Source organism: Bifidobacterium porcinum (assembly GCF_055378475.1).
Map to the genome: position 1 here is coordinate 1,260,385 of NZ_AP029603.1, position 11,982 is coordinate 1,272,366.

Below are 11,982 nucleotides of genomic sequence, written 5' to 3' on the forward strand. Positions count from 1 at the left end.
TTCTGAACCGCGGATTTTCAACGTTCCTGTTGGGAGATTATCCGCAGGATGATGTTTCCCCATAAACTCCCGCTCCCCGTGTGGGAGTTTATGCGAGGTTCAAGCAAATCCGCCAGTTCTCCCGGTTACATCCGGTTGTCGGCTATGATTCACCCGACAGACCGTGAAACACCCGACGGTTCCGCCGGCATGGCTTATGCCCTTCCCTTGCAGCCTTCAACTATGCGGATGAACATATCGACGGTCGCGGAATCGTGGTAATCGAAAGGACTGGTTTTGTTGCTGAGAGCCGTGCGGTATCGCAGCAATCTGATCGATGTGGACGACAATGACGGTTCGACTGCCGACGCCGCGACCTCACCGGCCGGGGCATGTGAGCCGATCCGTCCTGCGTCCCCGCCCTCCCCTACGGACGAGGCATCGGAAGACCGCGAGAATCCGCGTGACTAGCCGAGGCGCTGCTGTTCGATGTCGGCGTAGATTTCGGCGAGCATCTGTTCGAGTTCCTGCATGGAGATATCCGCACGCTGGGCGGCGGCGCACGCTTCCTCCAAGTTTTCCCGTGTTTTGGTCAGCAGGCGACGGCGCAGCACTTCACCGCTGCGCAACGCCACGAACGTGCCTCTGCCCTGCTCATTGCGCACGATGCCCTCGTTGGCGAGTTCATCATAGGCGCGAGCGACGGTGAGGACGGACACCCCGAGTTCAGCGGCCAACCTGCGCAGCGACGGCAGAGCCTGCCCTTCAGTGAGCTCGCCTGAATACACCGCCGACCTGATCTGGGTTTTCAGCTGCTCGTATTTCGGTTTGTCTGAATCATCGGATACCGAGAATTTCATGCCATTCCCTATCATGCGTGTCTTCGGCTTGCGGTGGTGTGCGCATGCGCACACGCAATCGGTGATGTACACACCGCCACAAACTGTTCTACTGTTCTGATAATCAGTATATCACTCAGCAGATGATTCTGAACCCCCGGAAGTCGGGTATGCCACGGGCTTCACGCCTACAGACGCACCGGGGCATCATTGAAATCGAACATGATGCCGTCAGCTTCATCGCAAATGGTCGGCCAGTCCGCATCGGATGAGTCATCATGCATCGCCCATGCCCGCATGCCGGCAGCCTTCGCAGAGCGGATACCGATCAGAATATCCTCGAACACCGTGCAGTTCTGCGGGGTGACACCCAAAAGCTGCGCCGCCTTGAGATACACATCCGGCTCCTCCTTGCCGGTGTCACCGACCTCATCGACGCTGCACACAACATCGAAATACTCGTCCAGCCCGGTATGTCTCATTGCGGCGACGCGCATGCTTGGCAACAGCGTCGTGGCAACCGCGAGTTTGGCCCCGCTTTGCCGCAGATACGCGAGATATTGCAAGGCATGGGGTTTGGCCTCGACGATGGTCGCATACGCGTGCGTAGCCATTTCGGTCCACTCGTTCATCAGATCTTCCGGCGTGTCGTCCAAGTCGAACCGTTTGATGGTATATTCGGCGATCTGCCGAAACTGCATCGAGGACACGGTCGTCATGTAGTCGTCTGGCACCTCGATGCCGCGTTTGCCGAGGAAATCAATATCAACCTGATCCCACACACCCATGGAATCAAGCAACGTCCCGTCGAGGTCGAAAATTGCCGCCTTGCCGCTGTTGGCACCCATTTGAGGCTCCTTTCGTCAATCCCGCCGCCGCATTACGGCGGGACATATCGTTATTGCTACTCTACACTCGCCGCGAGCAATTCCCGTGCATGGTCGAGTGAAGTTCCCGATTCACTGCCGGAAAGCATGCGTGCAATCTCCCGCACGCGGTCTTCCCCGTCCACACGGGTCACAGTGGTGGTAACCCCGGCAGCGCCCGGCTCGTCAGGGGTGTCCGGGGCTGTCGGGCCTTTGCTCACCACGTATTGCTCCTGCGCCCACGAGGCGACCTGCGCCAGATGCGTGACAACGAGGACCTGCGAGGATCGCGCGAGTTTGGCAAGCCTACGCCCGAGTTCCGCCGCGGCCTTGCCGCCGACACCAGCGTCAACCTCGTCGAAAATGAAGGTCATATCTGCTGCTTCGCCACGCCGCTCCGCAATCGTGAGCTCGAGGGCGAGCATCAGACGGCTCAATTCGCCGCCTGAAGCGCTTGAGCCCATTGGCAGCGGTTCGGAACCGGGGAACGGGGTGAATGCGAACATGATGTCGTCCATGCCGTGGGCGTCGAGCACCTGGGCAACATCGGCACCGGCACTGGCACCGGCACCAGCATCCGGACCAGATTCTGTGGCACGCGAAACGACCCGGACCTCAAGCCGGGACCCGCCCATCGCCAGTTCAGCGAGCTCGGCGGTAACGCGCTCACCCAGCTCGTCTGCGGCTTTCACCCTGGCGGCGCTCAACTCGCGCGCAGCGTCCAATGCCTTTGCAGCCAGATGATCCCGGTCGGTACGCAATTGTTCAAGTTTTTCCGGGCTGGCATCCAGATCCTCCACCTCGAACGCGGCCTTGTCCCGCCATGCGATCACGTCTGCGAGCCCAGGCCCCCAGCGCCGTGTCAACTCCCCCAAATCATGGATACGCGTGTTGATGGCGTCAAGATCGCCTTCATCATCATCGTCATCGGTCTGGCGTGACAACGTGAACACCACGTCCGACAGATCGGCTTCAATCGAATCAAGCCGCTGAGCGAGCTTCTCGTAGGTATCGTCGCCGTCGACGCGGATGGCACGCAGGCTCTGCGCGGCATGCCTGACCAGATCGGTCGCTCCATTAGAATCGCCGTCCGAGTCCAGTTGCGAAGCGTCCAATGCGGCGATCGCCCCGTTGACACCCTGTTGGATGGATGCGGCGTTTTCGATGCGCGAACGCTTGGCCTTGAGGTCTTCGTCCTCCCCCGGTTGGGGGTCTACCTGGTTAATCCGTTCGATGGATTCGCGCAGATAATCGGCACGCTGCCGGACATCCGCCTGCTGGTGTTCGAGCGCATCCAACCGGTCGTCCATCGCCTTGAGCTCATTCCACGCCTTGCCGTAGGCCTCCAACAGCGCAGCATCACCGGCGTAGGCGTCAAGCACCTCACGCTGGCGGGCGGCAGAAGCGATACGCAGTTGGTCAGCCTGCCCGTGGATGGTCACCAGATGCTCCGACACATGCTGCAGCACAGAACGCGGCACGGTATGCCCCGAAAGCACCGAACGCGACCTACCAGCCACCGGCACCGTGCGCGACAGGTACAATTCGCCTTCATCCGCGGCGGCATCGACGCCCGCGTCTTTGGCCTGAATGACGGCCGGATTGTCTTCAGCGACCGCGAATACGCCTTGCGCCCACGCTTCCTGGGCTCCCGGGCCGACACGCCTCGACTGGGCGGGACCACCGGAAATCAGGCGGATCGCGTTCAGCAGCATGGATTTGCCGGCACCCGTCTCACCGGTGATGGCGGTCATACTCCTCGCAGGTGCGATGCGCGCGTGGTGAATCGGCCCCAGATCGCGTATCTCAAGTTCCTCAAGCATCAGCGGGCATCCTCCCCTGCCGTGTCTTCTCCGGTCGTATGGTGCGTCTGCCGGGTGCGGCTATGCTCACGCCAGCCAACCACTGGAAGGTCAAATTTCGTAACCAAACGTTGAGTGAACGGCACGCCGGACAACCGTGCGAGCCTCAAACGGCTCTTCGATTCGCGCACCTCGACGCGCGTGCCTTTGGGCAATGCACGCTGACGACGCCCATCACAGCAAATCCAGCCATCCGACGTCGAATTGTCAAGAATGGTCATGGTGAACGACGAGCCGGCCCCGATGATCAAAGGCCTTGCGAACAAGGCGTGCGCGGCGAGCGGAACCAGCTGCAAGGCCTCGACGTTTGGCCAGATGATCGGCCCGCCGGCGGAGAATGCGTAGGCCGTGGAACCGGTCGGCGTGGAGACGATGACGCCATCGCAGCCGAACGAGCTCATCTCCACGTCATCGACACGGATGGACAGCTCAACCATTTTGCCCCGGTCGGAACGTTCAAGCGTGATATCGTTAAGCGCCCAATCGCTCAGCGGCTTGTCCGCCCCCGGAAGCCACACATCGACATGCGCGATCATGCGTTCGTCGATGGAATAGTCATGGGCGGCGACACGCTGAATCGCGTCGCTCATCTGGAAGCTTTCGAATTCCGCGAGGAAGCCGACATGCCCGAGGTTCACGCCGAGAATCGGCACTTTCGTGCAATGTACGAGTTCCGCGGCGCGCAGGATGGTCCCGTCTCCGCCGAGGACGACGACGATTTCGGTATCGTCGTCAATCTGGGCGGTCGGTTCCGCGAATCCCGGGGCTTCGACATTGTCGATGATCGAAACCTCGAACCCAGCGCCACGTAATTGGTCCACCGCCTCGGAAACCACAGTGCCGCTTTGACGCAACCTGGTATGCGTCACGACAACAGCACGCCGCTGCAAAGCCATACGCCGCCCTTTCAACCTCGAACACGGGTCCGCCACCGGTGGGCGCGCCCGTCCTACTGCTCCATCCTAGCTGAACTTCATCTAGAATAGCGGCTGAGCCCATGTATCGGCACGCGTAAGGAGCGCAGAAAATGTCGAACCTCGTCCTCGACGAGTCTTCCATGAACCGCGAAGCCTCGCGCGGCTACAGCTGGTGGTTCTCCGGCGACGCGTTCGAACGTCAGGCTGCGCAGAATCGCCGTCCGCCGCGCCGCAGCCTCTCGGCGAAACTGTGGTCGCACCCCGGTCGGCTGACCATCCTGTACTTCTTTGCGCTGATTGCGCTGGCCACGGTTCTGCTGGAACTGCCCATCAGCGCCCATAACCGCAAGGTGACCGATCCTGTGATCGCGTTTTTCACCGCGGTTTCAGCCGCTTCGACATGCGGCATCCAAGTGGTCAACACCACCACCCACTGGTCTCTGTTCGGGCAGGCGGTCATTCTGCTGGCGGTCCAGTTCGGCGGCCTCGGCGTCATGACCTTCGCGTCCCTGATTGCTTTGGCGGTCAACAAGCATATCAAGGCATCGCAGCGCATGCTCACCGCCACGGAACTCGGCGCGACCAAGCTGAGTGAGACAAAAGGCGTACTCAACGCGGTCCTCGTGACCACCCTGCTCATCGAGGTCATCACCTTCCTTGCCTTGTTCCCCGGACTGTTGCACGTCAATCACGGCAATGTGCGGCACGCCTTGTGGGAAGCGCTGTTCTTCGCGGTGATCTCATACAACAACGCCGGTTTCACGCCCGATGGCGCGGGTTTGCATGTCAACAGCTGGGGTGTCGGCCTTCCAGTGCTGCTCAGCGCGTTCTGCGGCACGCTCGGCTTCCCGGTGCTGCTCAACCTCGTGCGCGCCGCTCGCAAGCACACGCCGCCGAAACGCTGGACTCTGCACACCAAAATCACGCTAATCGGTACCTTCTGCATGGTGGCGGTCTCGCTGCTATGGTTCCGGTGCATCGAGTGGAACAACCACATCCTGTTCTCGCACGCCGACCTGCAAACGCGGCTGCGATACGCGCTCACCGCGGCGGTCATGCCCCGCACCTCCGGGTTCGACCCCTCGTGGGTGCCGGATGTGAGCGATCCGACGAAAGTGTTCATGAGCGCGGTCATGTTCATCGGCGGCGGCAGCACCTCCACCGCCGGCGGCATCCGTGTGACGACCTTCGCCGTGGTATTGCTCGTATGCCGGGCGGCGTTCCGCGGCAAGCGCGATGTTACCGTTTTCCACAAGCGCATCAACGAGCGCACAACGATGACCGCGGTGAGCATCATGACCACATGTCTAATACTGGTGTTCACGGTGTCGCTGGCATTGATGGCGATGTCCGGCTGCTCGTTGAGCAACGCTCTGTTCGACACCTGCTCGGCCTTCGGACTGGGCGGATACACGGTCGGCGTCGCCGACCAGAGCGACCCGGCGGCGTTACTGTTGCTCGCCATGACGATGATTATCGGGAGGATCGGGCCGATGACCATCGCGTATGCAATCAACCGGCCGTCCGAGGCTCAGGCGGTGAGCTTCCCCGAAGAGCCGATTATCGTGGGCTGAATACCCGTGCGGGTATACTGTCGGGCAGTGTGGCGCAGCTGTGGAAGGCGACGGCTGGCGAGTGAAAGCGTCGGATATGCCGGCGCATCAGGAAGTGCCGTATGCGCCGGATGTGTCGGAAAGGGATGGATTGATGGCAGACAATAATCGAAGCGTTCTGGTGGTTGGGCTCGGCCGATTCGGCAGTTCGGTGGCTTCCACGCTTGACGAGCTTGGTCAGGACGTGCTGGCGGTGGACAAGGATCCCGAGCTGGTCAACCGTTGGTCGTCGACCATTCCGACGGTCCAGGCGGATATGACAGATGCGCTTGCGGTCGAACAGATTGATGCGGGTACATTCGGCACCGCGGTTGTCGCCATCGGCGACAGCGTCGAGGCTTCCGTCATCGCCACCGGCAATCTGCTGGACGCCGGAATAACGGATCTGTGGGCGAAATCCGTATCCAAGGAGCATGCGCGTATCCTGCAACGCATCGGCGCACGCCATGTCATCAACGCGGAAATGGACGCGGGCAAACGCGTCGGACATCTGGTGTCCGGGGATTATCTGGATTACATCGAGCTTGAAGGACCTCATACGGTGGTGAAGATCCACACGCCTGCGCAGGTCGTCGGGTATTCGGTCGGCGACGCCCGCATCCATTCGCGCTACGGGGTCACGGTCGTCGCTGTCCAGTCCCCCGGCCAGGAACTCCAGTACGGTTCGAAAGATATCGTCATGCACCGCAATGACGAACTGGTCATTATGGGCAAGCAGGACCAGATTGACCATTTCATGCGCGGTTGAGCACGGACGTCACCGTCGTTCGCGGCAACTGCGGATTTGCCACCGTTCCCGGTGATTCGCTATACTCGTAGCTCATCATGTGACGTTCGGCCAGGGACGGCCTAAGTCACTGGGCACTGCCAGCGCCGGTGGGGATACCGGGACGCCGGCAACTTCACAGAAGGGCGAAGATGACCACGGAGAGCCGGCAACACATACAACGGCCCGCAATTGGGGACAACACCACAGAACATTCCGCACACGGGCAGCACGGGCAGGGTCCAGAACACGAATATGACCCGCTGTACACGACGATTATCCATACGATCAGGCGCGACGAGCCGCTCGTCATCCGGCAGGCAAGGGTACTTGGACGGCTGCATGCGCCGCAAATCGACGGAGGCACTCTGATTTGCGAGAACGCGCGCATTGTATGCGATGGCAATCTGCATGTCTCGAAAATCAGCGGATACGGCACCATTGTCGTACAAGGCGAGGCGGCCTGCCGCGAACTCAACTTCGTCGGCGACATCCGGTGCGTGGGACAAGTCACATGCTGCGGCGAAGTGAAAATGACCGGCATGCTGCAAGCGGGAGGCGGGCTGCTCGCATCCGCCTTGGCCATGACCGGGGTGATGAACGCCCCGCATCTTGTGGCGAACAACTCAGTTCTGATTGACACACTGGGCGACGGACTGTGGGCACATCGGACGCTGCGCTGCCGTGACCCGCACAGCACGATTCGCAGAATCGAAGCGCACCAAGTCGAAGCCCGCAGATTGCACTGCGACCAAATCAGCGCCGAGTGCATCATGCTCGAAGACACCAGCGATGTACGTACGGTACCGCTCGAAGCCCATCTGTCAGTCGATGAAGATTCCCGCATCCGCTTCTTCGAACGCCGCGACGGGCAGCTGCTTTCCGCAGGACGGGCGATGTCCAGCGGCACGACACCGGTTCACTGCGCGGTGCGAACTTGCCCGGTGCGCAGATAAAGCAGATATTCCACGTTGCCGAAGGTCCCTTCAATCGGTGAGACCGCCATGCCACACACGGTCATCGCGTGGTTCTGGGCGCATTCGCTGACACGCAGCAGGGCTTGTTCTCGCAGCTGCGGATCGTCGACGATGCCGTTTTTGCCGAGATTGCCGCGCCCCACTTCGAATTGCGGTTTGACCAGGAGCACGACATGCGTGCCCGGCCGGGAAATCCTTGCGATCACGGGAATCACATAGGTCAGGGAGATGAACGACACGTCAGAGACAATCATGTCAGGGCTCCAAGGCAGGTCGTCGCCCGTCACATCACGGATATTGACGCCGCTCATGTCCGTGACGCGCGGGTCGGCCTCGATCCGCTGATCGAGCTGCCCGTGTCCGACATCGAGAGCGATGACCCGGGCGGCGCCGCGCCGCAGCAGCACTTGGGTGAATCCCCCGGTTGAAGCGCCGATATCCAGGCAGGACATGCCGATCGGCTCGGGAAGGCCGTGATCTTTGAAAGCTTCGAATGCGCCGACCAGTTTGTAGGCGCCGCGTGACACGTAGTCGTCTCCGCGGTCGACGTCGATGGCGTCGTTCGGCCTGACGGCGAACGACGGTTTGGTCTGGACCTTGCCGTTAACCGTGACGTGCCCAGCTTTGATCAGTCGGCTGGATTTCGTGCGTGTGGGTGCCAAACCTCGATCGACGATGGCGATATCAAGCCGGACGGGCGCTGCTGATGCGCTCATCGACGTGCCGTCCCCTCATCCAAGGCATGCTGCAAGTCAGTGAGTATACCGCCAAGCGCTTCGATACGTTGCGCGTCATCCATTTGCGGCCACCCACGCAACTGTGGGTATCGTGATTCGAGTGCCGGGGGCACGGTGTCGTCGGCGGCATCAGAAGCGCCGATGCCCAAAACGCCTGTGTCGGGAACACCGGTATTGACAGCGCTGGTATCGGCAGACTTAGTGTGCGCGACCGGTGCCCCGGCGTTGGCCGATGTCAGCCCTTCACCGGGGATTCGTAGGGTGTCCGCGTTCATGCCAGCTCGAACCTCAAGTCTGAGGTGTCAACAGGCAGCGAGGCATCCATACAGGACCATGCGGCGCACAGGGCGGCACGCAACGCGTTGATATCGTGCGGGCCGTCGATGCGCAATACGCCGCCATCGACGCGTGCGAGGGCGCCGGCGCACCGCCATGAGCCATCCGCCTGATGCACCGGCTGGGGCATCGGCTCGACCAGTCCTCGCAAATCCGCCGCCACATACGTCGGGCGCAGATGTTCGGGTGCGTGCAGCAGCTGTTGCGGGTCAGTCACCCCCGTCAAAACGGCGAGCGAATCATAGCCGCCCCGGTTGCCGGCCTCGATATCGGTGTCAAGGCGGTCACCGATGGCGAGGCATTGCTCCCGTTCGACGGGTGTGGTGCCGTCATGGGCGGCGAGCAGTCTGGCTTCATCGTACATCGCCGATTCCGGTTTGCCTGCCGATGCGATCGGCTCGACGCCGGTGGCGTTGATTACCGCTTGAATCATCGAGCCGCAGCCGGGGGCGACACCAAGTTCACGCGGAATGGTCAGATCGCGATTCGTCACGAAATATTGCGCTCCCCGTTCAACGGCGTACGCGACCTGCGCCATCTCCTCCCAGCTCATCTGCGGGTACCAGCCTTGGATGACCGCGACTGGATGGTCTTCGGCGCGCCGGACGACTTGTAATCCTTGGGCTGCAACCTCCTCAGCCAAATGATCTGCACCCAGCACCAACACGGGCGAGCCTGCGGGGACATGGCGTGCGACCATACGCGAAGCGACCACCGACGAGGTAATCACCTGCCATGATTCGACATCAAGCCCGAAACCGCGCAACTGGTCGGCCACAACGCGCTGGAAACGCGAGGAGTTGTTGGTCGTGTATTCGACGGTCATACCGGCGTCCTGTGCGCGGCGGATGCTGTCCGCCGCGTGTTCCACAGGCAGTTTGCCGCGATACACGACCCCGTCAAGGTCGAGCAGCGCGAGCCGGTATGCTTCGGCGAGCGGCTTGTCGCTGCCGCCAAGCAGCTTGCTCATGCCTCTTCGCCATCCGGGTTTTCAGCGGATTCGTCAGTGGATTCAGTCGCTTCGTCAGCCGCTTCGTCGTCGGAATCATCCGCGTCCGATATGTCCGACGCAGCCTGTGCATCCGGTGTATCGACGGCATCAGTTGCATCCGCGGAATCCACAACATCAGAGGACATGCCCGTCTCACCTGCATCCGCCTCATCGGATTCAACGGAAGATTCGGCATCGGATGCCTCAGCTTCGGACTGCCCATCATCAGCGGACTGCTCCGCGTCGTGTCCATCGGCGGCATCGGCCTGCGCGGCGTTCGCGTCGGCTTCGTCCTGCGTCTGCTGGGGTTCCTGGTCGGCTTGTGCACCGTCCTCGGTCTCCTCGGCAGGCAACTCAGTCTCGTCATCGTCGTTTTCGGGATCTTCGGGCGCATACTGGGCATCGTCCTCGCTAATACCCAGCTCCTCCATCAGATCTTCCGGCAGATGCTCCAGATCGTAGTCGATGACGATGTCATCGGCGGACTGCTCGTCCTCGTCCTCTTCAGCATACTGGGCTTCAAGGCGGTCAAGTACATCGTCAAGCTTCGCAGCCTCGTCGTCATGTCCGGCCTGTTCGAGGAAATACTGCTCAGCTTGGATGGCACGCATGCGGTAGGCACCCGGCAGGCCCTGCGAACGCCCAAGCTTATGGGCGATGTCAATGGCCTTGTCCCAAAGCTCCAGATCGCCCAGCGCACCGGCGTACACGAGGAACATCTCGGCTTTCGCTTCGCCGCTCAGTGCACGCGCCTCGTCAGACAACGCGATTTCGATGGCTTTCTTCGGGTGGCCGACGCCGCGCTCGCAATCCGCGATCAGCGGCAGATAATCAAGATAGCCGTTCATACGATAGGCGGTGCGGAACTCGCGCAACGCCAGCTTGTACTTGCCTTGACGGTATGCAACAAAGGCCAGGGCCTCGCGGGCGAAGTCCACGCGGGACGCCTGATGAGCTGCCCACTGGGCATGCTCCAAAGCGGCTTGCGGATCGTCCTGCTCAAGCGCGTATGCGGCGAGGATATGCAGGCCGACGTTCTCGGCGTGCTCCTTGGACAGGCCGCGCAGACGCTCACGCTCGTCGGAAGAGAGCATGGACCACGTTAGGCCCTTGGGCATCTTCGGTTCGCCCGGGCGACGGTCCGTATACGGATTCTGGGACGGGTAGGACACCGTGCCGTCCGAGTTGCGCCGCGGCTTGGACATATACTCCCCACGCTTGCGCTCACGCCACTGCTGGCGCTCTTCACGGTTGAACTCGCGACGCTCCTCACCACCCTGCTTGGCGTCATCATCATGACGCTGGTCCCTGCGGTCGTTGCGATCATTGCGGTCATCGTTGCGCCATGGACGGCGTTCATCTTTGCCGCCGCGATGATCGTCGAACGGCCGGCGATGATCGTCATGACGATAGCGTGGATTGCCACCTTCCCGACGATCCTCACCGTCACGACGTGGACGGTCGTATCCGCCCTTGCGGTCGTCGCCACGATGGAAGTTCTTGTTGCCGTAGCCGCCGCGCTTGCCGTAATCCTTGCGGTCGCCGCGATATCCGCGGTCGTCGCGACGCTGCCCGTCACGGTCGCGATACTCGCGCGGCTCGCGGGAATCACCGTCACGACGGTCATCACGGCGGTCATCATGATGGAAGTCCTTGCGGTAGCCGTCTTTGTGGAAGCCGCCCTTATGGAAGCCTCCCTTGTGGAAATCCTTGCGGAACCCTCCGCGATGCTCCCCGTCACGATGCTCCCCGTCGCGGTGGAAATCCTTACGATACCCGTCGCGGGAATATCCGCCACGACGCTCACCGTCGTTGCGACGCTCGCCATCGCGGTGTTCGCCGTCCTTGCGGAATCCGCCACGACGCTCGCCGTCACGGTGGAAATCCTTACGATACCCGTCGCGGCGCGGCCCCTTGTGGAAGCCTTCACCGTCACGCTCGCCACGCCCGTGGCCGTACGACCGCCCCTTTCCATTGCCGCGAGGCTTGAATCCCTTGCCGCCGCGGGATCCGGGACGACGAGATCCGAATGATTTTCCGTCCCCACGCTTGCCGTTGCCGTGATGTTCTTCTGCCATACGTCTGCTTTCCGTGTTTCG

General features: G+C 61.5%; 12 protein-coding genes. 4 read left to right on the forward strand and 8 right to left on the reverse strand.

From position 1 onward, the window contains the following. The first annotated feature begins 276 nt into the window (after positions 1–276). Positions 277–450, forward strand: a complete 174-nt coding sequence (locus ACZ41G_RS04965; RefSeq protein ID WP_464144742.1) for a hypothetical protein — start codon at positions 277–279, stop codon at positions 448–450. Here ACZ41G_RS04965 and ACZ41G_RS04970 read toward each other — a convergent pair. The 4 genes from ACZ41G_RS04970 to ACZ41G_RS04985 all read right to left on the reverse strand — a co-directional run bounded on the left by ACZ41G_RS04970 (position 447) and on the right by ACZ41G_RS04985 (position 4,442). After that, entirely contained in the window at positions 447–839 is a 393-nt protein-coding gene (locus tag ACZ41G_RS04970) for a GntR family transcriptional regulator (protein WP_033507469.1), read from the reverse strand. The two genes, ACZ41G_RS04965 and ACZ41G_RS04970, sit on opposite strands and share 4 nt — an antisense overlap. 167 nt (positions 840–1,006) lie before the next feature. Next, positions 1,007–1,666 (reverse strand): HAD family hydrolase, encoded by a 660-nt coding sequence (locus ACZ41G_RS04975; RefSeq protein ID WP_321046225.1) that lies wholly within the window; start codon positions 1,664–1,666, stop codon positions 1,007–1,009. A 56-nt stretch (positions 1,667–1,722) separates the two neighbouring features. Further along, positions 1,723–3,507: a DNA repair protein RecN gene (gene recN / locus ACZ41G_RS04980; protein WP_464144744.1), complete on the reverse strand. Its 1,785-nt coding sequence runs from the start codon at positions 3,505–3,507 to the stop codon at positions 1,723–1,725. Beyond that, positions 3,507–4,442, reverse strand: coding sequence for an NAD kinase (locus ACZ41G_RS04985; RefSeq protein ID WP_015451260.1), 936 nt, complete (start codon positions 4,440–4,442; stop codon positions 3,507–3,509). Before ACZ41G_RS04985 ends, recN begins: the two co-directional genes overlap by 1 nt. 131 nt (positions 4,443–4,573) lie before the next feature. On the opposite strand from ACZ41G_RS04985, the gene ACZ41G_RS04990 reads away from it, so the two are divergent. The 3 genes from ACZ41G_RS04990 (at position 4,574) to ACZ41G_RS05000 (ending at position 7,798) form a co-directional block, all read left to right on the forward strand. Then, positions 4,574–6,037 (forward strand): TrkH family potassium uptake protein, encoded by a 1,464-nt coding sequence (locus tag ACZ41G_RS04990; RefSeq protein WP_464144746.1) that lies wholly within the window; start codon positions 4,574–4,576, stop codon positions 6,035–6,037. A 133-nt stretch (positions 6,038–6,170) separates the two neighbouring features. Beyond that, positions 6,171–6,824, forward strand: a complete 654-nt coding sequence (locus ACZ41G_RS04995) for a potassium channel family protein (protein WP_464144748.1) — start codon at positions 6,171–6,173, stop codon at positions 6,822–6,824. 170 nt (positions 6,825–6,994) lie between these two features. Beyond that, entirely contained in the window at positions 6,995–7,798 is an 804-nt protein-coding gene (locus tag ACZ41G_RS05000) for a hypothetical protein (protein ID WP_464144749.1), read from the forward strand. Here ACZ41G_RS05000 and ACZ41G_RS05005 read toward each other — a convergent pair. The 4 genes from ACZ41G_RS05005 to ACZ41G_RS05020 are packed head-to-tail and all read right to left on the reverse strand — an operon-like array spanning position 7,762 to position 11,961. Next, a complete protein-coding gene (locus ACZ41G_RS05005; RefSeq protein WP_033507354.1) occupies positions 7,762–8,535 on the reverse strand; it encodes a TlyA family RNA methyltransferase in 774 nt (257 codons plus the stop codon). The genes ACZ41G_RS05000 and ACZ41G_RS05005 overlap by 37 nt on opposite strands. Further along, complete coding sequence (locus ACZ41G_RS05010; protein WP_464144751.1) at positions 8,532–8,831, reverse strand: hypothetical protein; 300 nt, start codon at positions 8,829–8,831, stop codon at positions 8,532–8,534. Before ACZ41G_RS05010 ends, ACZ41G_RS05005 begins: the two co-directional genes overlap by 4 nt. Further along, positions 8,828–9,862: an HAD-IIA family hydrolase gene (locus tag ACZ41G_RS05015; protein ID WP_033507350.1), complete on the reverse strand. Its 1,035-nt coding sequence runs from the start codon at positions 9,860–9,862 to the stop codon at positions 8,828–8,830. Before ACZ41G_RS05015 ends, ACZ41G_RS05010 begins: the two co-directional genes overlap by 4 nt. After that, positions 9,859–11,961: a helicase gene (locus tag ACZ41G_RS05020; protein WP_464144753.1), complete on the reverse strand. Its 2,103-nt coding sequence runs from the start codon at positions 11,959–11,961 to the stop codon at positions 9,859–9,861. The genes ACZ41G_RS05015 and ACZ41G_RS05020 overlap by 4 nt, the downstream gene beginning before the upstream one ends. Positions 11,962–11,982: the final 21 nt, after the last annotated feature.

Coding starts and splice junctions, on each gene's coding strand:
- ACZ41G_RS04995 (WP_464144748.1), top strand. CDS start 6,171: ATGGCAGACAATAATCGAAGCGTTCTGGTGGTTGGGCTCGGCCGATTC.
- ACZ41G_RS04985 (WP_015451260.1), bottom strand. CDS start 4,442: ATGGCTTTGCAGCGGCGTGCTGTTGTCGTGACGCATACCAGGTTGCGT.
- ACZ41G_RS04970 (WP_033507469.1), bottom strand. CDS start 839: ATGAAATTCTCGGTATCCGATGATTCAGACAAACCGAAATACGAGCAG.
- recN (WP_464144744.1), bottom strand. CDS start 3,507: ATGCTTGAGGAACTTGAGATACGCGATCTGGGGCCGATTCACCACGCG.
- ACZ41G_RS04975 (WP_321046225.1), bottom strand. CDS start 1,666: ATGGGTGCCAACAGCGGCAAGGCGGCAATTTTCGACCTCGACGGGACG.
- ACZ41G_RS04990 (WP_464144746.1), top strand. CDS start 4,574: ATGTCGAACCTCGTCCTCGACGAGTCTTCCATGAACCGCGAAGCCTCG.
- ACZ41G_RS05015 (WP_033507350.1), bottom strand. CDS start 9,862: ATGAGCAAGCTGCTTGGCGGCAGCGACAAGCCGCTCGCCGAAGCATAC.
- ACZ41G_RS05020 (WP_464144753.1), bottom strand. CDS start 11,961: ATGGCAGAAGAACATCACGGCAACGGCAAGCGTGGGGACGGAAAATCA.
- ACZ41G_RS05010 (WP_464144751.1), bottom strand. CDS start 8,831: ATGAACGCGGACACCCTACGAATCCCCGGTGAAGGGCTGACATCGGCC.
- ACZ41G_RS05005 (WP_033507354.1), bottom strand. CDS start 8,535: ATGAGCGCATCAGCAGCGCCCGTCCGGCTTGATATCGCCATCGTCGAT.
- ACZ41G_RS05000 (WP_464144749.1), top strand. CDS start 6,995: ATGACCACGGAGAGCCGGCAACACATACAACGGCCCGCAATTGGGGAC.